24 protein-coding genes are annotated in these 25,166 nt (G+C 66.5%); 14 read left to right on the top strand and 10 right to left on the bottom strand.

The genetic code is table 11. The annotated features are described in order from the left end of the window. Window positions 1-84: 84 nt before the first annotated feature. A complete protein-coding gene (gene dnaA / locus GEM_RS01290) occupies window positions 85-1,662 on the bottom strand; it encodes a chromosomal replication initiator protein DnaA (RefSeq protein ID WP_014895648.1) in 1,578 nt (525 codons plus the stop codon). 421 nt (window positions 1,663-2,083) lie between these two features. Between dnaA and rpmH the strand changes: the two genes are divergently transcribed. The 4 genes from rpmH (at window position 2,084) to yidC (ending at window position 4,707) form a co-directional block, all read left to right on the top strand. Continuing rightward, window positions 2,084-2,218 carry a 50S ribosomal protein L34 gene (gene rpmH / locus GEM_RS01295; RefSeq protein ID WP_004198824.1) on the top strand — a complete coding sequence of 45 codons (135 nt, stop codon included), beginning with the start codon at window positions 2,084-2,086 and terminating at the stop codon, window positions 2,216-2,218. A 15-nt stretch (window positions 2,219-2,233) separates the two neighbouring features. Next, a complete protein-coding gene (gene rnpA / locus GEM_RS01300) occupies window positions 2,234-2,695 on the top strand; it encodes a ribonuclease P protein component (RefSeq protein ID WP_021157986.1) in 462 nt (153 codons plus the stop codon). 75 nt (window positions 2,696-2,770) lie between these two features. After that, the gene (gene yidD, locus GEM_RS29345) at window positions 2,771-3,037 is read left to right on the top strand and encodes a membrane protein insertion efficiency factor YidD (protein ID WP_006489939.1); all 267 of its coding nucleotides are present in this window, start codon (window positions 2,771-2,773) and stop codon (window positions 3,035-3,037) included. 8 nt (window positions 3,038-3,045) lie between these two features. Next, window positions 3,046-4,707: a membrane protein insertase YidC gene (gene yidC, locus GEM_RS01305; protein ID WP_014895650.1), complete on the top strand. Its 1,662-nt coding sequence runs from the start codon at window positions 3,046-3,048 to the stop codon at window positions 4,705-4,707. Between the two features lie 120 nt (window positions 4,708-4,827). Here yidC and GEM_RS01310 read toward each other — a convergent pair whose 3' ends face one another. Next, the gene (locus GEM_RS01310) at window positions 4,828-5,265 is read right to left on the bottom strand and encodes a transcriptional regulator (RefSeq protein WP_014895651.1); all 438 of its coding nucleotides are present in this window, start codon (window positions 5,263-5,265) and stop codon (window positions 4,828-4,830) included. A gap of 329 nt (window positions 5,266-5,594) precedes the next feature. On the opposite strand from GEM_RS01310, the gene mnmE reads away from it, so the two are divergent. After that, window positions 5,595-6,989, top strand: a complete 1,395-nt coding sequence (mnmE, locus tag GEM_RS01315; protein ID WP_014895652.1) for a tRNA uridine-5-carboxymethylaminomethyl(34) synthesis GTPase MnmE — start codon at window positions 5,595-5,597, stop codon at window positions 6,987-6,989. Between the two features lie 275 nt (window positions 6,990-7,264). On the opposite strand, the gene GEM_RS32090 is transcribed toward mnmE, so the two are convergent. The 4 genes from GEM_RS32090 to GEM_RS31720 form a co-directional block, all read right to left on the bottom strand. Further along, the gene (locus tag GEM_RS32090) at window positions 7,265-7,390 is read right to left on the bottom strand and encodes a hypothetical protein (protein ID WP_268745853.1); all 126 of its coding nucleotides are present in this window, start codon (window positions 7,388-7,390) and stop codon (window positions 7,265-7,267) included. 149 nt (window positions 7,391-7,539) lie between these two features. After that, window positions 7,540-8,895, bottom strand: a complete 1,356-nt coding sequence (locus GEM_RS01320; protein WP_014895653.1) for a GGDEF domain-containing protein — start codon at window positions 8,893-8,895, stop codon at window positions 7,540-7,542. 110 nt (window positions 8,896-9,005) lie between these two features. Further along, window positions 9,006-9,254, bottom strand: a complete 249-nt coding sequence (locus GEM_RS01325) for a DUF2795 domain-containing protein (protein ID WP_014895654.1) — start codon at window positions 9,252-9,254, stop codon at window positions 9,006-9,008. A gap of 72 nt (window positions 9,255-9,326) precedes the next feature. Beyond that, the gene (locus GEM_RS31720; protein WP_014895655.1) at window positions 9,327-9,497 is read right to left on the bottom strand and encodes a hypothetical protein; all 171 of its coding nucleotides are present in this window, start codon (window positions 9,495-9,497) and stop codon (window positions 9,327-9,329) included. 152 nt (window positions 9,498-9,649) lie between these two features. Between GEM_RS31720 and speG the strand changes: the two genes are divergently transcribed. The 3 genes from speG to GEM_RS01345 all read left to right on the top strand — a co-directional run bounded on the left by speG (window position 9,650) and on the right by GEM_RS01345 (window position 11,774). Then, complete coding sequence (speG, locus tag GEM_RS01335; RefSeq protein WP_014895656.1) at window positions 9,650-10,192, top strand: spermidine N1-acetyltransferase; 543 nt, start codon at window positions 9,650-9,652, stop codon at window positions 10,190-10,192. Between the two features lie 502 nt (window positions 10,193-10,694). Then, a complete protein-coding gene (gene sap1 / locus GEM_RS01340; RefSeq protein ID WP_014895657.1) occupies window positions 10,695-11,042 on the top strand; it encodes a surface attachment protein Sap1 in 348 nt (115 codons plus the stop codon). A 177-nt stretch (window positions 11,043-11,219) separates the two neighbouring features. Then, entirely contained in the window at window positions 11,220-11,774 is a 555-nt protein-coding gene (locus GEM_RS01345; protein ID WP_014895658.1) for a YaeQ family protein, read from the top strand. Between the two features lie 10 nt (window positions 11,775-11,784). On the opposite strand, the gene GEM_RS01350 is transcribed toward GEM_RS01345, so the two are convergent. Further along, entirely contained in the window at window positions 11,785-12,198 is a 414-nt protein-coding gene (locus GEM_RS01350; protein ID WP_014895659.1) for a VOC family protein, read from the bottom strand. Window positions 12,199-12,626: 428 nt separating this feature from the next. Between GEM_RS01350 and ada the strand changes: the two genes are divergently transcribed. The 3 genes from ada (at window position 12,627) to gshA (ending at window position 16,786) form a co-directional block, all read left to right on the top strand. After that, window positions 12,627-13,718, top strand: a complete 1,092-nt coding sequence (gene ada, locus GEM_RS01355; RefSeq protein WP_014895661.1) for a bifunctional DNA-binding transcriptional regulator/O6-methylguanine-DNA methyltransferase Ada — start codon at window positions 12,627-12,629, stop codon at window positions 13,716-13,718. Beyond that, a complete protein-coding gene (locus tag GEM_RS01360; protein ID WP_014895662.1) occupies window positions 13,715-14,689 on the top strand; it encodes a DNA-3-methyladenine glycosylase family protein in 975 nt (324 codons plus the stop codon). Before ada ends, GEM_RS01360 begins: the two co-directional genes overlap by 4 nt. Window positions 14,690-15,172: 483 nt before the next feature. Then, entirely contained in the window at window positions 15,173-16,786 is a 1,614-nt protein-coding gene (gene gshA / locus GEM_RS01365) for a glutamate--cysteine ligase (RefSeq protein WP_041490427.1), read from the top strand. A 91-nt stretch (window positions 16,787-16,877) separates the two neighbouring features. On the opposite strand, the gene GEM_RS01370 is transcribed toward gshA, so the two are convergent. Then, window positions 16,878-17,189, bottom strand: a complete 312-nt coding sequence (locus GEM_RS01370; protein WP_014895664.1) for a DUF4148 domain-containing protein — start codon at window positions 17,187-17,189, stop codon at window positions 16,878-16,880. A 520-nt stretch (window positions 17,190-17,709) separates the two neighbouring features. On the opposite strand from GEM_RS01370, the gene GEM_RS01375 reads away from it, so the two are divergent. After that, on the top strand, window positions 17,710-19,350 hold the full coding sequence (locus tag GEM_RS01375) for an L-lactate permease (protein ID WP_014895665.1): 1,641 nt from the start codon (window positions 17,710-17,712) through the stop codon (window positions 19,348-19,350). A 111-nt stretch (window positions 19,351-19,461) separates the two neighbouring features. Here GEM_RS01375 and GEM_RS01380 read toward each other — a convergent pair whose 3' ends face one another. Further along, complete coding sequence (locus GEM_RS01380; protein ID WP_014895666.1) at window positions 19,462-20,361, bottom strand: LysR family transcriptional regulator; 900 nt, start codon at window positions 20,359-20,361, stop codon at window positions 19,462-19,464. A gap of 228 nt (window positions 20,362-20,589) precedes the next feature. On the opposite strand from GEM_RS01380, the gene GEM_RS01385 reads away from it, so the two are divergent. Together GEM_RS01385 and GEM_RS01390 are read left to right on the top strand one after the other, a co-directional pair. Further along, window positions 20,590-22,761 carry a phosphocholine-specific phospholipase C gene (locus GEM_RS01385; protein ID WP_014895667.1) on the top strand — a complete coding sequence of 724 codons (2,172 nt, stop codon included), beginning with the start codon at window positions 20,590-20,592 and terminating at the stop codon, window positions 22,759-22,761. A 160-nt stretch (window positions 22,762-22,921) separates the two neighbouring features. Then, complete coding sequence (locus GEM_RS01390) at window positions 22,922-23,650, top strand: phosphonate utilization associated transcriptional regulator (RefSeq protein ID WP_014895668.1); 729 nt, start codon at window positions 22,922-22,924, stop codon at window positions 23,648-23,650. Window positions 23,651-23,741: 91 nt separating this feature from the next. Here the strand turns inward: GEM_RS01390 and GEM_RS01395 are convergent, their stop codons facing one another. Continuing rightward, entirely contained in the window at window positions 23,742-25,130 is a 1,389-nt protein-coding gene (locus GEM_RS01395) for an FAD-dependent oxidoreductase (RefSeq protein WP_014895669.1), read from the bottom strand. Window positions 25,131-25,166: the final 36 nt, after the last annotated feature.

Genomic DNA, 25,166 nt, shown 5'->3' on the forward strand with positions numbered 1-25,166 from the left:
CGGTCAAACCAGTATTGTGCCTCAAAACCGAACCGCCCCCCTTAATTTGGGGCGGATGCCGAATTATCAAGCGCGCCCGCGCGCTCAGCCCTTCAGCGTCTGTTCCAGCACATGCAGCTCGTGGTTGAGCTGCGCATCCTTGCTGCGCTCGTCGGCGATCTTGCGCACGGCGTGCAGCACGGTGGTGTGGTCGCGCCCGCCGAACAGCTCGCCGATTTCCGGCAGGCTCTTCTGCGTGAGTTCCTTCGCGAGATACATCGCGATCTGCCGCGGCCGCGCGATGTTCGCGGGGCGCTTCTTCGAATACATGTCGGCGACCTTGATGTTGTAGAAGTCGGCGACGGTCTTCTGGATGTTCTCGACCGAAATCTGCCGGTTCTGCACGGTCAGCAGGTCCTTCAGCGCTTCCTTGGTCAACTCGATCGAGATCTCGCGGCCGTGGAACTTCGAATACGCGAGGATCTTGCGCAGCGCGCCTTCGAGTTCGCGCACGTTCGAGCGCAGGTGCTTCGCGACGAAGAACGCGACGTCCTCCGACAGGTTCACGCCTTCCGATTGCGCCTTGCGCATCAGGATCGCGACGCGCATCTCCAGCTCGGGCGGCACGATCGCGACGGTGAGGCCCGAGTCGAAGCGCGAGATCAGGCGATCGTCGATGCCCGAGATTTCCTTCGGATACGTGTCGCTGGTGATGATCACCTGCGCCTTGTTCGCGACCAGCGCCTCGAACGCGTAGAAGAATTCCTCTTGCGTGCGCGACTTGCCGGAGAAGAACTGAATATCGTCGATCAGCAGCAGGTCGAGCGAGTGGTAGTAGCGCTTGAAGTCGTCGAACGCCTTGCGCTGGTACGCCTTCACCACGTCCGACACGTATTGCTCGGCGTGGATGTAGCGGATTCGTGCGCCGGCCTTGTCGAGCAGCAGCTGGTTGCCGATCGCGTGGATCAGGTGGGTCTTGCCGAGGCCGACGCCGCCGTACAGGAACAGCGGGTTGTACGAGATGCCTGGGTTGTCCGCGACCTGGATCGCGGCGGCGCGTGCGAGCTGGTTCGCCTTACCGGTCACGAAGTTGTCGAAGGTGAGCACGGGGTTCAGCTTCGAGCGTTCGTACATCGAATCGGCTTCGCCGCCGTTGGCGGGTGCGGCACCGGGGCCCGGACGCCACGTGCGACGGCCGGCGGCCGCTTCGTGCGCGGGCAGGCTCGGCAGGTCGATGTCGGCGTCGTCGGCGTGCAGGTGGTGCCCGGCGGCTGCCGACGCCGTCATCGGCACGTTGGCCGGCGCGCTGGGCGCAGCAGCTGCATTCGCGCTCAGGTTGGCGGCGATCGCGGCCACCGTGGCGGCAGGGCCGGTCGGTGCCAGCGGCGCGCGCGGAGCGGCCGGCGCGGCGCCCACAGCGGCGCTGCGCATGCCAGCCTTCGGATCGAGGACGAACTGGACTTCGATCGGCGCGTTCCAGAAATCTCGGGCCAGATCGGAGATGCGGCCCGAAAACTGGCTCTTGACCCAGTCCAGCTTGAAGCGGTTCGGCGCGGCGATGGACAGCGTGTGCGCCGACGCATCGAAGGCCACCGGGGCCAAGGGTTTGATCCACGTCACGTACTGCTGGGGCGTTAGCTCGCGCTCCAGCAGTGCGGAACAGTGTTGCCAGAAATCGTTCATCAAGTAACTGTCGTTTTTTGCGTGCACAGCGCGGCTCGCCGGCGCCCTTGTGGCGGTTGCGCAACAAGGCCCGAAGCGGTCGTGCGAGCGTGCTTCGGACGCCTGCGTCACAGTCGTGGAGCGGCAGGCGAGGGCCGAAGCGGCGTGCGGGATTCTTGGAGGTAAGGCGAGATTCTACCGCCAAACGCGGCCACAGCGCGACTTATCCACAGGCCGTGGCTGTGGGCCGCGGGGCCGGATCGGTGTGGGCCGGCACAGGCGGACGACTCCTAAAGTATTGACCGTCAAGAGAAAAACGGTTTAAATAGCGGGTTCCGCGAAAACCAATCCTGTATTCCCGGCGATTGCGTTCGCCCGAATGCCTCCGGTTAAGGGCACGCGGTCCCCTGAATTTCGACATTCTCGAACAAGTGAGAACATCATGAAACGTACTTACCAACCGTCCGTGACGCGCCGCAAGCGCACCCATGGCTTCCGTGTCCGTATGAAGACGGCAGGTGGCCGCAAGGTCATCAACGCTCGCCGCGCGAAGGGCCGCAAGCGCCTCGCCATCTAAGGCAGGTTGCGCGCTGTGTCCGCCGTCCGCAGTCCTGCGGAAGGTGCCGTCGAGCCGGGTGCGAATCCGTCGCAGACGAAAGCCGCCTTCCCGAAAGCTGCGCGACTTCTGAAAACGGATGAATTTTCATCCGTTTTTCGTTTGCGCCCCTGGCGGCGCTCCGCGCACTTCGTGATCTACGGCAAGCCGACCGGTCAGCCTGCTCGTCTGGGGCTCGTCGTCGGCAAGAAGTATGCGCCGCGTGCAGTCACACGTAACCTCGTGAAGCGGCTGGCGCGCGACGCGTTTCGCTTGCGCCGGGCCGAATTCGCCGGTTACGACCTGCTGCTGCGGCAGCACACGCGCTTCGACAAGAAAGCGCTGCCGAGCGCGGCTTCCGCCCCGCTCGCGGCGATGTGCGCGGCCGAAATCCGTGAGCTGCTCGATAGAGCGGTTCGGGAGATCGCCCGCCGGGCGTCGAAGCCCGCGTCCGAGTGACGCATCCATCCGTGGTGCGGCGTTCGCGCCTGCCCGGCTGGTTTTGACGCGGCGTCGAACGGCGCCGCCCAAGGTATGAAAACGGTATTGATCGCCTTGCTGCGCTTCTACAAGGTTGCCGTGAGCCCTATGCTCGGCAACCGTTGCCGTTTTTATCCTTCCTGTTCTGATTACGCGCGCGAGGCAATCCAGTATCATGGCGCCGCGCGCGGCACGTATCTCGCCGTCAGGCGCGTGTGTCGATGCCATCCGTTTTCCGCGGGCGGCATCGACCTCGTCCCGCCGCCCAACTCCGACACTCGCGCTCGCGGCGAAGCCGACGCGCGGTCCCATCGACTCTGAGACAACGCATGGATATCAAACGCACCGTCCTATGGGTGATCTTCTTCATGTCAGCTGTCATGCTGTACGACAACTGGCAGCGGTCCCATGGGCGCCCGTCGATGTTCTTCCCGAGCGCAACGCAGACGGCCCCCGTGGCTGCCGGCGGCGCATCGGGCACGGGCGCGACGACGACCGCAGGTGACGCGCCTGCCGCTGCAGCCGGCGCCGCACCGTCGACGACGGCCCCGGCCGCGCAAGCGCAGCTCGTGAAGTTCTCGACCGACGTGTATGACGGCGAAATCGACACGCGCGGCGGCACGCTCGCCAAGCTGACGCTGAAGAAGCAGGGCGACGGCAAGCAGCCCGACCTGTACATCACGCTGTTCGACCACACGGCCGGCCACACGTATCTCGCGCGCTCGGGCCTGCTCGGCGGCGATTTCCCGAACCACAACGACGTCTACACGCAGGTCAATGCGGGCTCGACGTCGCTGACGGGCGACCAGAACACGCTGAAGCTGTCGTTCGAATCGCCGGTGAAGGGCGGCGTGAAGGTCGTGAAGACCTACACGTTCACGCGCGGCAGCTACGTGATCGGCGTCGACACCAAGATCGACAACGTCGGCACGGCACCTGTCACGCCGACGGTCTACATGGAACTGGTACGCGACAACACGGCCGTCGAAACGCCGATGTTCTCGCATACGTTCCTCGGGCCGGCGGTCTACACGGACGCGAAGCACTTCCAGAAGATCAACTTCAGCGACCTCGACAAGAACAAGGCCGACTTCGTGAACTCCGCCGACAACGGCTGGGTCGCGATGGTGCAGCACTACTTCGCGTCGGCATGGATCCCGCAGCAGGGCGTGAAGCGCGACATCTACGCTGAAAAGATCGATCCGACGCTGTACCGCGTCGGCGTGAAGCAGCCGGTCGCCGCGATCGCACCGGGCCAGTCGGCCGACGTGCAGGCGCGCCTGTTCGCCGGTCCGGAAGAAGAGCGCATGCTCGAAGGCGTCGCGCCGGGCCTGGAACTCGTGAAGGACTATGGCTGGGTGACGATCATCGCGAAGCCGCTGTTCTGGCTGCTCGAGAAGATCCACGGCTTCGTCGGCAACTGGGGCTGGGCGATCGTGCTGCTGACAGTCCTGATCAAGGCGGTGTTCTTCCCGCTGTCGGCCGCGAGCTACAAGTCGATGGCGCGCATGAAGGAAATCACGCCGCGCATGCAGGCGCTGCGCGAACGCTTCAAGAGCGATCCGCAGAAGATGAATGCCGCGCTGATGGAGCTGTACAAGACCGAGAAGGTGAATCCGTTCGGCGGCTGTCTGCCGGTCGTGATCCAGATCCCGGTGTTTATCTCGCTGTACTGGGTGCTGCTCGCCTCGGTCGAAATGCGCGGTGCGCCGTGGATTCTGTGGATTCACGACCTGTCGCAGCGCGATCCGTTCTTCATCCTGCCGGTGCTGATGGCCGTCTCGATGTTCGTGCAGACGAGCCTGAACCCGACGCCGCCGGACCCGGTCCAGGCGAAGATGATGAAGTTCATGCCGATCGCGTTCTCGGTGATGTTCTTCTTCTTCCCGGCTGGTCTGGTGCTGTACTACGTCGTGAACAACGTGCTGTCGATCGCACAGCAGTACTACATCACGCGCAAGCTCGGCGGGGTCAAGAAGAAGCCGGCCTGACGCCCGTGGCACACGCGGGCGGCCAAGTCGCCCGCGATGCACGTAAAAAAGCCGCATGGTTCGATCCATGCGGCTTTTTGTTTTCGGGGGCGGCGTGCGCGTGCGTTCGGCCGTTCCCGTTCAGGCCTTCTTCGCTTCGAGTTTCGGTTCGCCGCCGTAGAACTGCTCGATCAGTTCCTGAACGAGGTAACGCTGATGCGGCGGCAATGCCTCGATCTTCGACGCGAGTTCGATCGTCTCGGGCGTCGGCGGATAGCGCTCGTCACGCGGCAGCGGTTGCGGCGTCGTATGTTCGATCACGCTCGGCGACGGGCCGTAATGCAGCCAATGCAGTTCGACGCGCAACCAGTTGGCGAGCGTTTCGAGTTTGTCCGGCGTCGGAATCGTCCGGCCTGTCAGCCATTTGTGCGCGGTTTGCGGCGAAACGGGCTGCGTGCCGCGGTGACGCAGATTGAACCGGTTCGCCAGTTCCGTCGCACCGGTGGCCTTCTCCGGGCTGCGCCGCAAGGCGAATTTCAGGCGTTCCGAGAACGCTGCTTTTTCTTCGGGTGTCGGCATGGGGGTGATTGTGCAATTCCGCTGACGCGTATCAGACAACCATATGAGATAAACGTAGCTTATTCGGATGAATCCCAATCAGGCGCGGAGTGTCTGCTCGAATTGGGGGCCTCAGCGTCGGGCCGCTACGACAGGCATACTTGTCCGAAACGGACAGCTCGCGGCTGCCCGGAATTGATACTCGGCTTAGCTCCGCCGGGATAAATTCGGGCGAGTTCGAAACTGGCATGGCGTCCGGTGGCGTGCGGGCCGGCGCGCTACAATGCCCGCGTTCCGATGCCCGAACTGTTGCGCGGGCGCACTATTCACTGCCTGATTACCCGATTCCCATGCTCGCTACCGATTCCGATCCGATCGTCGCCATTGCCACTGCTGCCGGCCGGGGTGGCATCGGCGTCGTCCGCGTGTCGTTCGGGCGCGGCGGCGAGGCGGCCGCGCTGCCGCTGATCGACGCGCTGTGCGGGCAGCGGCTGGCGCCGCGCCATGCGAGCTACGTGCCGTTCCTCGACGAGCACGGTGCGCCGCTCGACCGCGGGATCGCGTTGTATTTCCCCGCGCCGCACTCGTACACCGGCGAGCACGTGCTGGAATTGCAGGGGCATGGCGGGCCGATCGTGATGCAGCTGCTGCTGCAGCGCTGCCTGGATGCGGGGCGCGGCTTCGGGCTGCGGCTCGCGGAGCCGGGCGAGTTCACGCGGCGTGCGTTTCTCAACGACAAGCTCGACCTCGCGCAGGCCGAGGCGGTCGCCGACCTGATCGAGGCGAGCACCGAAGCCGCGGCGCGCTCGGCCGGGCGTTCGCTGGACGGCGCGTTCTCGCGGCAGATCCATGCGCTGGTCGAGGACGTGATCACGCTGCGGATGCTGGTCGAGGCGACGCTCGATTTTCCGGAAGAGGAAATCGACTTCCTGGAAGCGGCCGATGCGCGCGGCAAGCTTGCGAGGATCCGCGAGCAACTGGCGCACGTGCTCGGCGATGCGCGGCAAGGTGCGCTGCTGCGCGAAGGGCTGTCGGTCGTGCTGGCGGGGCAGCCGAACGTCGGCAAGTCGTCGCTGCTGAACGCGCTTGCCGGCGCGGAGCTGGCGATCGTCACGCCGATTGCCGGGACGACGCGCGACAAGGTGGCGCAGACGATCCAGGTCGAAGGGATTCCGCTGCACATTATCGATACGGCCGGGTTGCGCGAGACGGAGGATGAAGTCGAGCGGATCGGGATTGCGCGCACGTGGAGCGAGATCGAGCGTGCGGATGTCGTGCTGCATCTGCTCGATTCGCGCACGGGGATGACGGCGGACGACGAGACGATCGCCGCGCGGTTCCCGGATCGCGTGCCGGTGGTGCGCGTGCTGAACAAGACGGACCTCACCGGCGTGCCGGCGTGCGTCGAGCACCCGGCGGCCGAAGGCGATCTGACCGAAGTGCATCTGTCGGCCAAGCGCGGCGACGGGATCGACATGCTGCGCGCGGAACTGCTGCGGATCGCGGGGTGGCAGGCGGGGGCTGAAGGTGTTTATCTGGCGCGCGAGCGCCATCTGATTGCGCTGCGGGCCGCGCAGGAACATCTGGCGCAAGCGGCCGATCATGCGGAGCAGCGCGCGCAGTCGCTCGATCTGTTTGCGGAGGAACTGCGGCTCGCGCAGGAGCAGCTCAATGCGATTACGGGTGAGTTCACTTCGGATGATCTGCTGGGGGTGATTTTCAGCAGGTTCTGTATCGGGAAGTAAAACGCCACGCCAGCGGAATTCAACTTCCCGGAACACCATCGCGGCGGGATCGGCGTTTGCTCATGCTGGACCAAACGCCGAGATGAATGCCTTGCCGATGGCTGATGCAGGCGTTAGCACTGCGAAGGCGAGTATCGCTATCTCCTGGGGCTGGTGCATTCGGCTGCACATCCAGCCGCGGTCCGGGCCGATCGACGGGCGCTGAGCCTTAAAATATCGACTGGTCCGGACGGCGTCATCGCGGCAGCCGCGATGAACCGCGGCGTGGAATGCCATCAATCCCAATGATGATGATGGTGGTAATACCCGCCACCACCGTAATACCCACCGCCATCAGGCACCACGATACATCCGCTCAACAACGCGGCCACGCTGGCAATCAGCAAAAGGGTTTTCTTCATCGCGTTCACCTGCTCGGATTCGACATGAATCGAGCATAGCGAGCACCCTCAACACCGGCTGTAAGCGATCGTTTCCCTGATCCATAATCCGTAACGGCGGATTATTCCGGTCACAATGTCCGTAACAAATCCCCAATCCGCAGACGTTTTCAGGCGATAACGACCCGGTTTCGCCCGGCATCCTTCGCGCGGTACAGCGCGGCATCGGCGGCTTCGATCAACGCGTCGGGCGTCGACAGGTCATCGGCCGACACAGTCGCGCACCCGACGCTCACGCTCAAGCGCCTCGCCGAAGCAGGCATCGCGAGATCGAGCCGCAGCACCGCTTCGCGCGCTTCCTCGGCCACGACCCGTGCACCGCGCGCGCCGGTGTTCGGCAGCACGATCGCAAACTCCTCGCCGCCGTAGCGCGCGACGATATCCGCTGGCCGCCGCACCGCGCTGGCCAGCGCATTCGCGACCGCGATCAGGCATGCATCGCCCTTCACGTGACCGAACGCGTCGTTGTAGGCCTTGAAGTGATCGACGTCGACCATCAGCAGCGACAACGGCTCGCTCTGGCGCCGCGCCTGCAGGAACAGCGTATGGAAGTGATCGTTGAAGTGACTGCGATTGAACGCACCGGTCAGCCCGTCGCGTGCGGAAGAGCGAACCAGCGTCGCGTGCGCCTCGAACAGTTGCTGATACAGCTTCGTCACTTCCCACGCGAGTACGCACACGAGCACGCCGGGCGTGAACATGCTGAACACGCGCGCGAGATACCAGCCGACCGTGAAGCGGTTCGTGGTCAGCAGGTTCAGCGTCGTGTCGGTGAGGCACGCGAGCACCGCGATCGCGAGCCACAGGTCGAGCGTCGTACGCAGCCGGCCGGCAGCCAGCACCGCACCCAGCGCGAGCGCATTGAGGATCCACACGACCAGCGCGATCTCGTTGACGGGCAGTGCGGCCGTGTCGCCGGGCGGTTGGAACGCGGGCGGCAGCGCCACGTTCAGCGCGAGCACGCAGAGCAGCGCGGCCGCGACGGCCGGGCCGCCGACCAGCCCGATCGCCCACCAGCGCGTCTGCATCGTGCCGACGGGTGTACGCGTGAGTCGCTCGCGCGCGAGCAGCGCGGCCATCACGAAGCACGGAAACCCGGCATGCCAGAAGACCCACATCCACGCGGCGCTTTGCGGACGCGCGCCGAGCAGCCCGTGCGGCGCGAACACGCCGGGAAAGGTGAGCAACTGCAGCGCCACGGCGAGCGCGGTGAACGCATAGGCGCCGCCGAGCGCACCGAGCACCGGCTGGCGTGTCACGGTGAACTGCGCGCCGAGGAAGAACGCGGCGATGCTCGCGGTGGTGAACACGGTCAGCGCGCACATCGGCATGAACGGGTCGACGGCCGGCAGCGCGACGTTCGCGTGCGGCACGGCGATCCCGAGTGCGAGCACGATGACGAGCGCCGTCAGCGCGCCGAACCATAGCTGACGACGCGACGTGTGCTGAATCAGGATACCTTCCATGGATTCCCCCGGGCGCTCGTGCGAAAACGCCCGGTCTTGGCGCCGGGCGGCATGCATCGGGCCGCAGCTTGACCGGTGCGGCCCGATCCTATCGTGTTATTCGCGTGCGCTCAAATACCCAGGCCGGGGCCGAAGTTGCCGGCGACCCAGCGCGTGACGGCATCGACGTCCGCGTAGTCCTGTTCGGGCAAGCCGTCGAGCATCGACAGCACTTCGTTGCTGGCGCCGGCGTCGCGCGCGGCGTCGACGATCGCGTCCTTGTTCGCCGGGTAGCGGACGGCCGCCAGCACGTCGGCGATCTGCAGGTCGATCGTTTCGCTAGGAATGTCGTGCGCAGGGAGCGCGGGTTTGTCGTTCACGTCGGCGTCTCGCGGGTTGAGCGGGAATCGGTTCGAAACGGAGGCGGTTACATCAGTCAGGCGGTGATCGGCTCAGTGCTCACGCCGCACACGGCGCCACGGATGCTTCCAGTCGATATGCGGTGCGTTTTCGTCGCGCGGATGCTGGCGCCGATGTTCCTGCCACAGTTCGTCGGAGAACAGCGCAGCCACGATCACGAGTGGCAGCACGAGGAAAATTCCGAGTATGACTTGCTCGATCACGATAGCCTCCTTGCGGTGGCAGGAACCCTTGCTCCCATTCTAGGCTCTGAACTTCGCCCGCGGTCAACTTCTTGCCGCGCGGAACGGGCCGGCTTCGCGGCAGCGCCGCGCGGGCGTCGCACCCACACGCGGGCATCAAAAAGGACACGAACATGCAACTCCAGAACGACAAGCACACGCTCGCACTGAGGCCGCTGGAGCGCCAGGACCTGCGCTTCGTTCACGAACTGAACAACGACGCGAAGATCATGCGCTACTGGTTCGAGGAGCCGTACGAAACCTTCTCGGAGCTGTCGCAGCTGTATGACCGCCACGTGCACGACCAGCGCGAGCGCCGCTTCGTCGCGGTCAATCCGCAGGACGAACTGGTCGGCCTCGTCGAGCTGATCGAGCTCGACTACATCCATCGTCGCGGCGAGTTCCAGATCATCATCGCGCCCCAATGCCAGGGGCGCGGCTATGCCGGCCAGGCGACGCGTCTCGCGATCGAGTACGCGTTCAAGGTATTGAACATGCGCAAGCTGTACCTGATCGTCGATACGTCGAATGCGGCGGCCATCCACGTGTACGAGAAATGCGGATTCCAGCACGAGGCTGAATTGAAGGAAGAATTTTTCGGAAACGGCGCGTATCACAACGCATATCGCATGTGCATCTTCCAGCGCGATTATTTCGAGCGCCCGCAATCGGCCTGAGTAACGCCGGGTAAAAACACCGACGAAAGAAACCCCGGGGCCCCGCTGCCGCGGGCACGGGGCGCATGCGGGAAAATACGGATAAATACGCACGCGCTTATACCTGGCATTTTTCTTGTATCAGGTAAATCCGGCGCCGCACTGCGGTAAATTCATATCGTTTCGGACGACTTTGTGTGCAGCGCGTCAAAATGGTCTCGATATTGAAATGAATTATCCAAACCGTTCAACCGGTGCAGCGTAACTTTGCCGCACGTCTTGCCGGACAACGCTTCGCGCCCGGCGGCGCGGGCTGGTCCGCTGGACGGCAGGCACCACCGCGCGTGCGCGACACGCGAAAAACCGGCTGCGCGCAGGGTGCGACAATTCGCCGCTATTGCGATCGCACAACAAATGTGCTTGATATCGCTTGCCGGTCTTCTAAAGTGAAAAACGCGGGTTCACGATCATCTTTAAACACATAGCTAACCCAGCCTGGTGCCCGCAAGCCTGGAGACAGAACATGATGAAGCGAACCGGTGTCCTTGTTGCCCTTGTCGGCGCATTTTCCGTGGTCTCGATCGCCCAGGCGGGCGGCGATTCGGCTGTCCAGCCGAAGCAGGAAATCCAGCTGACGAAGAATGCGTGGGGCTGTCTGTCGAAAGACAATCTGGACTCCGTACTGAACCACGAGCGTGACGGCAAGTCGCAGGCGAAGCAGCAGTACTTCGACGACTACCGTTGCCTGTCGGTGCCGGAAGGCCAGCGTTTCCGCGTGGTGTCGGTCGATCAGGGCGACGTGCAGTTCGTCAGCGCCGACAACAGCGACCAGCAGGGTCTCTGGACCGATTCGCGCTTCGTCAAGCAATAACCCGCACGCGCACCTCTCGCATCCGCGCACCGGCCCGACACGCCGGCGGCGCGTCCTGAACGCGGCCCGGCCGATGCCGGGCCGTTGTGCTGTGGCGCACAGATCATGCGCCGGGCGGCGCGCATTCGGTATCATCACGGCCCGACCGAACCGAATGCCCGCCCGGGCCGTATCCGCATGGCGCTGAAATCCACGATCTACAAAGCCGAGCTGCAAATCGCCGACATGGATCGGCACTACTACGCCGATCATGCGTTGACGGTCGCCCGTCACCCGTCGGAAACCGACGACCGGATGATGGTGCGCATCGTCGCGTTCGCGCTGTTCGCGCACGAGCGTCTCGAATTCTGCAAGGGGCTGTCGGACGTCGACGAACCCGATCTGTGGCAAAAGGACCTGACGGGCGCGATCGACGTGTGGATCGAGGCCGGCCAGCCCGACGAGCGGCGTATCTCGAAGGCCGCCGGCCGCGCCGGACAGGTCACGGTGATCGCATATGGCGGCAAGACCTCGGAGATCTGGTGGCAGGGCGTGCGCAGCAAGGTGGAGCGGCTGCGCAACGTGCAGGTGCTGTCGCTGGCCGACGGCGTCGCGGCCGCGCTCGGGCGCCTCGCCGAGCGCACGATGCGCCTGCAGTGCACGGTGCAGGACGGCACCGCGTGGATCTCGAGTGCCGACCACGATCCGGTCGCGGTCGAGTGGACGGTCCTGAAGGCGCGCGCCGACGCGTGACGGCCGGCGCTCAGCCGAGCGCGGCAGGCGGCCCCTTGAATTCCAGCATGTTTCCTTCGGGATCGAACAGGTAGATCGACGGCCCGTAGCCGCCGGCGCCGTAGCGTTCGGCGGGGGCGCCGGGGCGCGCGCCATACGCGGCGAAATGCTCGATCAGCGCGTCGGAGTCGAACGGCTCGACGCGCAGGCATAGATGATCGAGGTTGCGTCCCGCGCCGGGCGGGCCGCTGTCGGGACGGTCGATCGGACCGCCGACCGACAGCAGGTCGATCAACGCATCGCCGGCGCGCAACTGCACGAGGCCCAGGTCGGGTTGTTCCTTCTCCACGTGGCAGCCGACGGCGTCGCAGTAAAAACGCGTCATCGCAGCCATGTCGGTCACGCGCAGCACGACGTGATCGATCGCGCGGATGGTCGGTTTCATGAGCGGGCACTCCTTCGCGGATAGCGTGCACCGAGTGTAGACCGCGCCGGCGACGCGCGCCGGAACGCGACACGATCGACGGACGAAAAAAAGCCCGTTCACGCAGAGCGGAACGGGCTTAATCCATATCAGGAGGAGACATGGAGGAGACAGTTCCAACTATACACACGGCGATGCTGCGTTGCAATATTCCGAGTGTAAAAAATCGTCAGGACGGCGATTTGTCGCAGCTGCACTGCAGCAAAACAGTGACGGAATCATGACGAAAACGGTGCCGGAGCAGCACCCGCACGCGTTTTCATCTGATTAAACGATTGCGATGCGCGCCCGGTTTCGCAAACGCGAATCACAGAGCAAGATTCAGGGCGCGACGGCGCATGCCGATGTCTAGAGTAGGCACCATCTACACTAGAGAGTGCGAGGTTCAGATGAAAACCGCCTATCCGACCGATGATGCCCGCTGGGGCGCCGTGACCGCCCGCGATCCGCACGCGGACGGCGCGTTCTTCTATGCCGTGCGCACGACCGGCGTGTTCTGTCGCCCGAGCTGCGCGTCGCGGCTGCCGCGGCGCGAGCATGTGTCCTTCTTTGCCGATCCGGCCGCCGCCCGCGCGGCCGGTTTCCGGCCCTGCAAGCGTTGCCAGCCGGAAGGGTTGCCGCGCGAGCTCGAGATCGTCAATCGCGCATGCGCGGTGCTCGACGCACATGCCGAGCGGCTCACGTTGCAGCAGCTGAGCGACGCCGTGCACGTGAGCCCGTTCCACCTGCAGCGGCTGTTCAAGCGCGTGGTCGGCGTGTCGCCGCGGCAGTACCAGGCCGCGCAGCGCGGCGCCGCGCTGCGCGAGGCGCTGCAAAGCGGGCAGCCGGTCACGCAGGCGGCCGTCGACGCGGGTTTCAACTCACCGTCGCGGCTCTATGCATCGGTGCCGCGCGAACTGGGGATGGCGCCATCTGCGTTCCGCCGCCAGGGCGCCGGCCTGCGGATCGACTATGCGACCGCGTCGACGCCGCTCGGCACGGTGCTCGTCGCCGCGACTGAACAGGGCATTTGCCGGATCGCGTTCGGCGACGAGCCGGCGTCGCTGGTCGACGAGCTGAAGGACGCGTTCGCGCGCGCCGAGCTGGTCGAATCCGCCGCGCAGCTCGCGCCGTTCGTCGCGCAGATCCGCGCATACCTGGACGGCACGCGGCACGCGTTCGACCTGCCGCTCGACATTGCGCCGACCGCGTTCCAGCAGCGCGTCTGGGAGGCGTTGACGCATATCCCGTACGGCGAAACGCGCAGCTACTCGGAGATCGCCGAGGCGCTGGGCTCGCCGCGTGCGGTGCGGGCCGTCGCGTCGGCCTGCGCGTCGAACCCGGTCGCGCTCGCGATCCCGTGCCACCGTGTCGTGCAGAAGGGCGGCGCGCTCGCCGGATATCGCTGGGGCGTGCGCCGCAAGGCGACGCTGCTCGCGTCCGAGGCGAGCCACGTGCGCGACGATGAAACCGAAGCCGTTGCGGAGGGAAACGCAGTTTGAGCATCGAAACGACCACGATCACGTCGATCGCGAACGGCGGCCAGGTGCCGCCGTCCGCGCAAATGGAGCTGCGCTTCAAGGCGCCGTACGACTGGGCGCGCGTGCTGCGCTTCTTCAGCGGGCGGGCGATTCCGGGCGTCGAGCAGGTCATCGACGGCGTCTATCGCCGTATCGTCGACCTGCACGGCGACGCGGGCCGACTCACCGTCACGAAGCATCCGCGCCGGCATTGCCTGATCGCGACCGTTGAAGGAGCCGCCGCGCGCCATGTCGACGACGCATTCGCGCGCCGCGTCGCGTCGATGTTCGATCTCGGCGCCGATCCGGCCGCGATCGGCGGCGGGCTCGCGCGCGACCCGTGGTTCGCGCCGCTCGTCGAGGCCGCGCCGGGGCTGCGGGTGCCCGGCGCATGGTCGGGGTTCGAGCTCGCGGTCCGCGCGATCGTCGGCCAGCAGGTGAGCGTGAAGGCAGCGACGACGATCGTCGGCCGGCTCGTCCAGCGGTCCGGCGAGCGCGTCGTGCACGATGACGGCATGGCGGCACCGGACGGCGCACCCGCCTGGCGCTTTCCGACGCCGGACGCGCTTGCCGCATGCGACCTGGAGAAAATCGGGATGCCCGGCAAGCGGGCGGCGGCGCTGACCGGCATGGCGCGCGCGGTGGCGGCCGGCCACGTGCCGCTCGATCCCGCGCATGCCGATCTCGGGACCTTGCGCCGCGCGTGGCTCGACCTGCCCGGCATCGGCCCGTGGACGGTCGAATACATCGCAATGCGCGCATGGCGCGACCCTGATGCCTGGCCGGCGTCCGACCTCGTGCTGATGCAGTCGATTACCGCGCGCGATCCGTCGCTCGACCGGCTCGCAAGCCAGAAGCGCCGCACCGAAGCGTGGCGGCCGTGGCGCGCGTACGCGGCGCTTCATTTATGGAACGACGTCGCGGACCGGGCCGGCGGCGCGCGCGGCGGATGACGGCAGCGGTGGCTGGCTCGGCCGGTGCGACCGGGCGAGGCCGCGACGCGACCCGCGGAGGGCGCCGCTCCGGCGACGATCGATCGGTCGGTCGTCCTCATGGTTGCGACGCTTGACGGCGATCAAACAAATCCGGCGTCCGCCGCCCCGGCGCACGGTCGGCTGAACCGCGAAGGTGTTGAATAGCGGGTACGGCGGCGCGGGTTGCACCTGTCGTCGTGGCTTCGCGCCCCGGTCACGTTCCATCCGACGAATTTCTCGCGATCGCGGCATTCGTTGCCGCTGACCGCAGTCGGCAGCGCACGCGTCAATAGTCGTCATCGCCCCGCCCGGCGGACCGCTACGGCCTGCGCACGCGGCCCGGAGTGACCTCAAGCGCGGGTTTCGGCGAGATGTTAAAGTGCCCGCTACCAACGAAGCGACCAATAATCCAGCCGGCCGCGCGCGGTATTCTGCGCGCGGCCGTCACGCACTTGCGTCTCCATGTCGAACACCATGACTCACCGCCAGTCCGAACTGCTGCTGAATCGTCTCGAAGCGCTGAGCTCGGGCCCGACGCGGCAGCGTCTGCCCGACGGCCTGCGCGGCATCGAAAAGGAAAGCCTGCGCGTGACGCGCGACGGGATGATTGCGTTCACGCCGCATCCGCGCGCACTCGGTTCGGCCCTCACGCACCCGTCATTGACGACCGACTATTCCGAAGCGCTGATCGAACTGATCACGCCGGCGGAAGCGGACGCGTCGATCACGCTCGAACGTCTCGACGATCTGCACCGCTACGTGTATGCGTCGCTCGGCGACGAGATGCTGTGGAACGACTCGATGCCGGGCCTGCTGCCGGCCGACGACGACATTCCGATCGCCGACTACGGCACGTCGAACATCGGCCGCCTGAAGACGGTGTACCGGCGCGGCCTCGCGTATCGCTACGGCCGCACGATGCAGTGCATCGCCGGCATCCACTACAACTACTCGCTGCACGAGGAAGTGTGGCGGCGCCTGCATGCGGATGAAGGCTCGACGGCCACGCTCGTCGATTACCAGTCGGAGCGCTATCTCGCGCAGATCCGCAACTTCCGCCGTCGCAGCTGGCTGCTGATGTACCTGTTCGGCGCATCGCCCGCGCTCGACGCGAAATTCCTGCGCGGCAAGCCGCACACGCTCGACGTGTTCGATGCCGATACGCTGTATCGCCCGTATGCGACGAGCCTGCGGATGAGCGACCTCGGCTACTCGAACACGACCGCGCAGGCCGCGCTGCAGGTCGACTACAACACGCTGTCCGGTTATCTGGATGCGCTGTCGAAGGCGGTGAGCGAGCCGTATCCGGCGTACGAGGCGATCGGTACGCATCGCGACGGCGAGTGGATCCAGATCAACACGAACGTGCTGCAGATCGAGAACGAGTTCTACTCGACGATCCGGCCGAAACGCGTCACGTATTCGGGCGAGCGGCCGCTGCATGCGCTCGCGTCGCGCGGCGTGCAGTACATCGAAGTGCGCTGCCTCGACATCGATCCGTTCGAGCCGACCGGCATCGCGCTCGAGACCGCGCGTTTCATCGATGCATTCCTGCTCGCGTGCGCACTCGACGAGAGCCCCGTGCTCGATTGCGACGCGTACAAGGAAGCGAATGCGAACTTCGGCAGCGTGACGATGGAAGGGCGCATGCCCGGACTCACGCTGACGCGCGACGGCCAGCCGGTTACGCTGCAGGCGTGGGCGGACGACCTGATGACCGATATCGAAACCGTCGGGCGCCGTCTCGACGAGATCCGCGGCGGCGACGAGCATGCGCGCGCGATCGCCGCGCAGCGCGAGAAGCTCGCCGATCCGGAGCGCACGCCGTCGGCGCGCGTGCTGCGCACGATGCGCGAGAACGGCCAGTCGTTCCTCGCGTTCGCGCGTGCACACAGCGAAGCGCATGCCGCGCATTTCCGTGCGAACCCGCCGTCGGCGGAGACGATGCGCACCGAGCAAGCGCTCGCGGCAAAGTCGCTGGCCGAGCAGGCCGAGCTGGAAGCGAAGGAGGCCGGATCATTCGACGCGTTCGTCGCGGCCTATCGTGCGTACACGCTGAACCGCTTCAGCGTCTGACCGCCGCTGCCCGCCGTGTGTCGCGCGGCGGGTATGCCGGCAGCGGGGCGGGTCGTCGCGCGTTCACGCGCCCGGCCCGCTCTCGCCCGCTTCAGTGAGGGGCGTACGTGTCGCGGTCGACCACGGGCGGCAATGCCGGCTTCCCTGATTCCACGTTTGCATGACCGGCGCTGCCGTAGCCGGCCGTGTCGCCGCGCACCTGCGCGGCGCGCTGCATGATCGCCTGCATGTTTTGCGGAAAGTCGGGACTGCTCGCGAGGTTCGCCCGGTAGCCTGCCGCCTGCAGTTCCGAGAGTTCCTGGCGAACTTCCGCGCGCGTCAGCGTCGATTCGGCCTGGGCCTGGGCGGCGAACGCCGGGCCGATCAGCAGTATCGCGTACGCTGCAAGTTTCATCGCTTTCATCGTGTTTGCTCCGTGAGGTTCCGGAGCCGCGCCTTCGTCGGTGCGGGCGGAATCGATGCAGCCAGTCTAGGCTTCGGATGCCAAACGAAACACCCCGCTTGCCGTCAGTCACCTTTGTCGGCTGAGCAACATTGCGCCCGCGGCTTCCTGGCGCGCGGGTCAGCGGGGCGCCAGCCGCGGTTCATCGCTCGGCGGATGGCGTGTATCGGAGCCATGCGCATCGGGCTTGTCCCCCTTGTACAAGCGCGACGCGCCTCCTAACCTTTTTTAAGCGACCGATCGGTCGGCGCTGCGGTGTGGTTGCATGCGCAAGCGTCGAGCAGGTGTCGAGGTCGTGGAGCGAAGGTTTTGAACGGGACCGGGGCGTGCGTAGGCGCTTAAGCGCCAACAGCCTTGCATGGGGTGCGACCAGGCGCTGAAGCGCCAACCCCCAACGACCTCCGGCCGACCGCGAAGCATGGGATTGGAGTCAGCACTAAAGCGCTTCAGCGCAAACTCCGATGCCGACAACGGAGACACGATGAATCCCACCGCAGCCCTGCCGCCCGGCATCCTGTTCGCGCAGCCGTTGACGCCCGTCGCCAACTCGCTGTTCCTGTCGTTCCTCGTCGCGGTGATCCCGATCGCGGTCGCGCTGATCGCGCTGGGCGTGCTGCGCCGCCCTGCATGGCAGGCGTCGCTGGCCGGGCTCGTCACCGGCCTCGCGGTCGCGATCGGCGCATGGGGCATGCCGGCCGGCCTCGCGTTCAACGCGGTCGGCGCCGGCATGGCGCTCGCGGTCGTGCCGGTGATGTGGATCGTCTTCAATGCCCTGCTGCTGTACAACATCGCGGTGAAGTCGGGCCGCTTCGACCAGTTCCGGCAGTGGATGCTCGACAACCTGCCCGACGACCGCCGCCTCGTGCTGCTCGTCGTCGCGTTCTCGTTCGGCTGCCTGCTCGAAGGGATCTCCGGCTTCGGCACGCCGGTCGCGATCACCAGCGCGCTGCTGATCGCGCTCGGCTTCCCCGCGCTCGAAGCGCTCACCTACACGCTGCTGTTCAACACGGCGCCGGTCGCGTTCGGCGCGCTCGGCGTGCCGATCACCGTGCTCGGCGCGGTCACGTCGCTACCGCCGGCGACGCTCGGCGCGATGGTCGGCCGCCAACTGCCGTTCTTCGCGCTGCTGCTGCCGTTCTACGTGGTCGGCGCGTACGGCGGCCTGCGCTCGATTGCGAAACTGTGGCCCGCGCTGCTCGTGTCGGGCGGCAGCTTCGCGATCGCGCAGTTCGTCACGTCGAACTTCCTCGGCTACCAGCTCACCGACGTGCTGTCGTCGCTCACGTCGCTGATCGTCACGATCGGCTTCCTGCAAGTGTGGAAACCGCAGCCCGATCCGCAGTACGCACTCGCGCGCAGCGTGCCCGCCACGGCCGGCGCCGCGCGCGCGGGCTTCGGCGGCTGGCTGCCGTGGCTCGTCGTATCGGTGATCGTGATCGTCTGGGTGCACGCGAACATCGCGGCGATCGGCGACGTCAAGATCAAGTGGCCGGGCCTGCACAACACGGTGTTCGTGTCGCTGTACCACAAGCCGTACGCGGCGATCTGGGACTTCCAGCCGCTCGGCACCGGCACCGCGATCCTCGTGTCGGCGATCATCACGGCCGTGCTGACGCGCACCGGCGTCGGCGCGTTCTTCGAATGCGTGGTCAAGACGTGGCGGCAAACATGGATCGCGATCGTCACGGTGATGATGATCGTCGGGCTCGCGTATCTGCTGAACTATTCGGGGATCAGCTACACGCTCGGCACCGGCGTCGCGTCGACCGGCGCGTTGTTCCCGCTGGTGTCGGCGTCGCTCGGCTGGATCGCGGTGTTCCTGTCCGGCAGCGACACGTCCGGCAATGCGCTGTTCGGCAACCTGCAGGTCGTCGCCGCCCGGCAGCTCGGCCTCGATCCGGTGCTGATGGCCGCGACCAATTCGTCGGGCGGCGTGATGGGCAAGATGATCTCGCCGCAGAACATCGCAACGGGCGTGTCGACGACCGACCTGAAGGGGCAGGAGGGCGTCGTGTTCGCGCGCACCTTCTGGCACAGCGTGATCCTCACGCTGCTGCTCGGCGTGCTCGTGTTCCTGCAGCAGCACGTGTTGACGTGGATGATTCCCGCGCTGCCGAAGTAACGCGTGGCGGGATGCGAGAAGGACGGCGCGAGGAAAGCAACGACGGACGGTGCGGGAAAAGCGCCGGGAACACCGCCGGGAAATGCGCGAAACCGGTGAGCGCGCGGCGGCTCAGCGCGCGTTCACCTGCCGCATCGCGTCGCTCGCAGCGTGCTGCGCCGGCAGGATGCACGCGAGGAACGCATCGATCGCCGGGCTCTGGCGGCGCGCCTTCAGGTAGTACACGTATTCGTCGATCGTCGTGTCGACGCCGCGCAGCGCGAGGACGCGCAGGTCCGGATGACGCTCGGCCTCGCCGCGCGGAAAGAGGCTGCCGCCGACCCCATGCAGGATCGCCTCGCGAATCGCTTCGCGACTGCCGATCTCGGCGACCGACGTGGCCGCGACGCCGGCCGCTGCGAGGATCGTCTCCGTACAGCGGCGCGTGACCGAGCCTTCCTCGCGGATCAGCAGCCGCACGTCGGCGAGCTGCGCGGCATCGATCGCATCGAAGCGCGCGAGCGGATGGTCGCGATGCACGACGAGCACGAGCGGATCGGTCGAGATCACCTTGCGTTCGAGGCCGTCCGCGTCATTGCGCTGCGACGACACCGCGAGGTCGATGCGGAATTCATGCAGCGCCTGCAGGATCTCCTCGGAATTGCCGATCCGGCACGTGAGTGCGATCGACGGATGCGCATGCGAGAAGCGGCCGACCGCGTCCATGATGTAGTACGGCCCCGTTGCGCCGATCCGCAGGTGTCCTTCGAACAGGCCGCCGACGTTGCGCAGCATGATGTCGGCCTGCGCCTCGAGCGCGATCATCTTCTCGACCAGCGGTAGCAGCTCGATGCCGGTCTCGGTGACCTCGAGCTTGCGGCCGCTGCGATAGAACAGCTCGACGCCGTACAGCTGCTCGACCTGCCGGATTTGCGCGGCGATCGTCGGCTGGCTGACGCCCAGGTGGCGCGCGGCGCGCGTGATGCTGCCCTGCCGGACGGTCGCGTGGAACGCCTTCAGCTGATCGAACACGACTCGGCTTCTCCCCCTCTTGATCGCGCGTCAGCATAGCGCACGCGTGTGTCGGCCGGATGAAAGGCGCGTCGTGCGCCGCTTCGAAAAAAAGCTGGGGGTGGCCACAAGAAACCTGCTGGAACCGGTCACGGCCGGGACATGCCGGTGCGGACTAATAACGGCCATGCACCGACCGCCGGCCCCGCTCGACCGGCGCCACTCTTACCGACCCACAGGATCCTCTTCATGTCCGCCACCAATCGACGCGATTTCCTGCGCCTCGCCGCCCAGTCGGCCGGCGCGATGGCCGCCTACGCCGGCTTCCCGCCCGCGATCCGCAACGCGCTGGCCATGCCGGCCGCGTATCGCACCGGCACGATCCGCGACGTCGAACACGTCGTGATCTTCATGCAGGAAAACCGCTCGTTCGACCATTACTTCGGCGGGCTGCGCGGCGTGCGCGGCTTCAACGACCCGCGTCCGCACCTGCTGCCGAGCGGCGCGCCGGTGTGGCAGCAGCCGCCGGCGTCGGTGTTCACCAAGCACTACCATTCGCGCGGGCTCGATCCGGCGGCGCCGTACGTGCTGCCGTTCTACCTCGACCCGAAGCAGACGACCGAATTCCAGCCGGGCACCAACCACGGCTGGAGCAGCGGCCACCTGTCCTGGAACAACGGCCAGTGGGACCAGTGGGTGAACCAGAAGCAGGACGTGCTGACGATGGGCTATCTGAAGCGCCAGGACCTCACGTACCACTATGCGCTGGCCGACGCGTTCACGATCTGCGATTCGTACTTCTGCTCCGCGCACGCCGATACCGCACCGAACCGCATCTACCTGTGGACCGGCACGGTCGACCCGCGCAACATCTACGGCAGCCCGCCGAACGGCCCGGGCATCGGCGAGCGCGACGACGTGAACGGCTACACGTGGACGACCTACGCCGAACGCCTCGAAAACGCGAAGGTCAGCTGGAAGGTGTACCAGGGCGGCACGGGTATCCCGGGCGACCCGACCGACAACTACACCGACAACTCGCTGATGTTCTTCAAGAAGTTCCAGGTGAAGGAAGGCGCGAGCGGCCCGCTGGTCGACAAGGGCGCATCGGACCACACGCTCGCCGAGCTGAAGGCCGACGTGCAGGCGAACCGGCTGCCGCAGGTGTCGTGGATCGTGTCGCCGTACAAGTACAGCGAGCACCCGCAGGCGTCGCCGACCGACGGCGCGTTCTACATCAACATGGTGCTCGAGGCGCTGACGTCGAACCCCGAGGTGTGGGCGAAGACGGTGTTCATCCTCAATTACGACGAGAACGACGGGCTGTTCGACCACGTCGTGCCGCCGGTGCCGCCGGTGACGAGCGGGGTGGGCGGCCAGGGCATCGTGTCGTCGAACCTGCTGTCGAACCTCGGCGACGAACTGCTCGACCTGAACAAGTACCCGGGCGAGATGAGCCCGCTGGTGCCGGGTGCGGACCCGGGCGGGATCCAGCCGATCGGCCTCGGGCCGCGCGTGCCGCTGATCATCATCTCGCCGTGGACGAAGGGCGGTTGGGTCTGCTCGGAGACGTTCGACCATACGTCGGTGCTGCGTTTCCTCGAGGCGCGCTTCGGCGTGATGGAGCCGAACATCAGCGCGTGGCGCCGGTCGATCTGCGGCGACCTCACGTCGGCGTTCGATTTCTCCGCGCGACCCGATACGCGCACGGTGAGCTTCACGGTGCCGCAGCACATCGCCACGGCCGGCCAGGCGTACCAGGTGCCCGCGCAGCAGTCGATGCCGGCTCAGGAGCCGGGCACGCGTCCGGCACGCGCGCTGCCGTACGAGCTGTTCGTGCATGCTCGCGTGAACGGCCGCGACGACAGCGTGTCGCTCGATTTCGCGAACTCGGGCGACGCGGGCGCCGCGTTCTACGTGTACGACCGTCGTAACCCGGCGACGCCGCCGCGCCGCTATGCGGTGTCGTCGCACGACCGCTTCGCCGATACCTGGAGCACGGCGGCCGCGCGCGGCGACTACCATCTCGCCGCCTACGGCCCGAACGGCTATCTGTGCGAATTCCAGGGCAACACGCGGCTCGCCGCGGACGGCAGCCACGCGAACCCGGAAGCGAAGATCGGCTACGACGTGCGCAACCGCCACGTGTACCTGCAACTGCGCAACAGCGGCCGCGCGGCGTGCCGCGTGGTCGTCGACAACGCGTACAGCCATGCGCATGCGCGGACCTACACGCTGGAGCCGGGCGAACGCATCGAGGATCACTTCGAGCTGTCGTCGAGCCACGGCTGGTACGATCTGACGATCACCGCGACGACGCTGCGCGGCGGCGACGACAAGGTCGTGCGCCGCTTCGCGGGCCACGTCGAGACGGGCCGGCCGAGCCAGAGCGATCCGGGGCCGGTGAAGCAGACGGCCTGACGGCGGGCCTGCATCGCACGGCCGGCGTGCTCACGCCGGCCGTGCGACTGGTTTTTGGAAACTGAAAACTGTTGACAATATTCCGGGCCGAGGATATATAAGGATCATTCGCCGATATGGCGCCCTCGTTTTCATCCGCAGCTACGCTGCTTGCCCGACCATGACAGCCCCGAACGCGCTCAACGCCATCGAACTCCTGCAAAGCCAGTCGCTCGCGATGATTGTCCAGGACATGCTCGAGCGCGCGATCGTGTCCGGCGAATACGCACCGGGTGAGAAACTCAACGAAGTCGATATCGCGACCAAGCTGAACGTGTCGCGCGGCCCCGTGCGGGAAGCGTTCCGCGCGCTCGAGCAGGCCGGGCTGCTGCGCAACGAGAAGAACCGCGGCGTGACGGTGCGGGTCGTGCCGCTGCGCGAGGCCGAGGAGATCTACGAAGTGCGCGCGATGCTCGACGAGTCGGTCGCGCGCGCGCTCGCGAAGCGCATTTCGCCCGACACGCTGAAGGTGCTGAAGGGCATCATCCAGTCGATGAAGGACGCGGCGAAGACGCACGATGTCACGCGCTACACCGAGCTGAACGTGCAGTTCCACGACGCGATGGTGGTCGGCGTCGGCAATACGCACCTCACCGACACCTATCGCCGGCTGGTGCGTCAGCTCGGGCTGCTGCGCCAGGCGGCGATCGAGGCCGAGGAGGACGCGATCGCCGTGTCGGCGGCCGAGCACGACAAGATCGTGCAGGCGCTTGCCAGCGGCGACGAGGAGAAGGCCGTCGCGCTCGTGCGCGAGCACGTCACGCATGGTCTCGCACGGATGCGTCGCACGCACGAGCAGGGGCTGCCCGCGACGGGCAAGGCGGCGCGGGAGAAAACCGCGCGCGTGTGAGCACCGGCAGCGCCCGCGCGGGCTGCTACGCAAACGCAAAGGGACGCTTCGCAGCGTCCCTTTTTCGTTGCGTCTTCCGGTCAACGCATCGTCACGCCTTGTCGGCCTTTCCGGCCGCGCTCGCAAACTTCGCGAGCCACGTATCGACGACCGACGGCTGCCGGCTCTCGTCTTCCGCACGCTCCTTGCGGCGGATCGCATTGCGCACGACATGCGCGCCGACATAACGGATCGGCTCCGGCGGGAAATGGCCGAGCGGGCCGCGCACGATCGGGCTGCGCGTCCACGCATTGTCCAGGCCCAGCACGAGCGATGACAGGATCTGCCCGCCCATGTAGGTCGGCCCGACGCCGTTGCCCGAATAGCCGAAGCCGTAGAACACGTTCGGCGCGTCGTCGAGGCGGCCGAAGAACGGGAAGCCCGTCACCGAGCGGTCCGACGGCCCGTTCCAGCTCGCGGTGACCGGCACGCCCGCGAGCGACGGGAAGAAGTCGCGCAGGCTCTGCGTGAGCTGCGCCTCGTAGGGCGAGCGCCGGTCGAACACGGGCGCGATGCGGCTGCGCCACGAGAACGTGTTGCCGCCCTTGCCGAGCATCAGCCGGCCGTCGGCGGTCGTGCGGTAGTAGTACACGAAGATCCGCGAATCGAGCACCGACACGCCGTCCACGAGTCCGGTCCGCTCGAGCAGTTCCGGGCATTTCTCGGTGATGACCATGTCGCTCGACACGACCGCGATCGTGCGTTCGAACTGCGGGAAGCGGCTCGCCATCCACGCGTTGATCGCGAATACCAGCTTGTTCGCGCGCACGCTGCCGGACGGCGTGAGCACGACGGCCGGTTGCCCCGGCGTGAAGTCGACGAGCGGCGTGCGCTCGTAGATCCGGATCCCCATGTCGAGCGCGACGCGGCGCAGCCCGCGCACGAGCTTGCCCGGATGCACGGTCGCGGCGATCGGCGAGTACACGCCGTCGAGATTGCGTGCGGAACCCGAGCGGCGCGCGACTTCGGCGGCCGGCAGCGGCTCGTAGCTGTGGATGCCGCACGCGGCGAGCGCGTCGAGCACCGGCGCGAGCGTGCCGACCTGCGCGCGCGACGTCGCCGTGTACAGCGTGCCGTCGAGCCGAAGTTCGGCGTCGATGCCGTGCGCGCGGCAGAAATCGGCGATGTGCTGGACGGCCGCTTCCGACGCCTTCACGAGGCGGATCGCCTCCGCTTCGCCGAACAGGCGCCGCAGCGTCAGGAATTTCGCGGACCACGTGAGCAGGCAGCCGCCATTGCGTCCGCTCGCGCCGGCGCCGCACAGGTCGGCTTCGACGATCGCGATGTCGAGCGCCGGGTTCTGCTGCTTTGCCTGGATCGCGGTCCAGAGCCCCGTGAAGCCGCCGCCGACGATACAGACGTCGGCCTGGGTTGCGCCCTGCAGCGCGGGGGCGAGATCGCCGTCGTTGAACAGGGCTTGTTCGATCCAGAAGGGTCGCATCGGATGTCGTGCCGGTAAGGGTCGGGCGCCGTGCCG

Source organism: Burkholderia cepacia GG4 (genome assembly GCF_000292915.1).
Classification (GTDB): domain Bacteria; phylum Pseudomonadota; class Gammaproteobacteria; order Burkholderiales; family Burkholderiaceae; genus Burkholderia; species Burkholderia cepacia_D.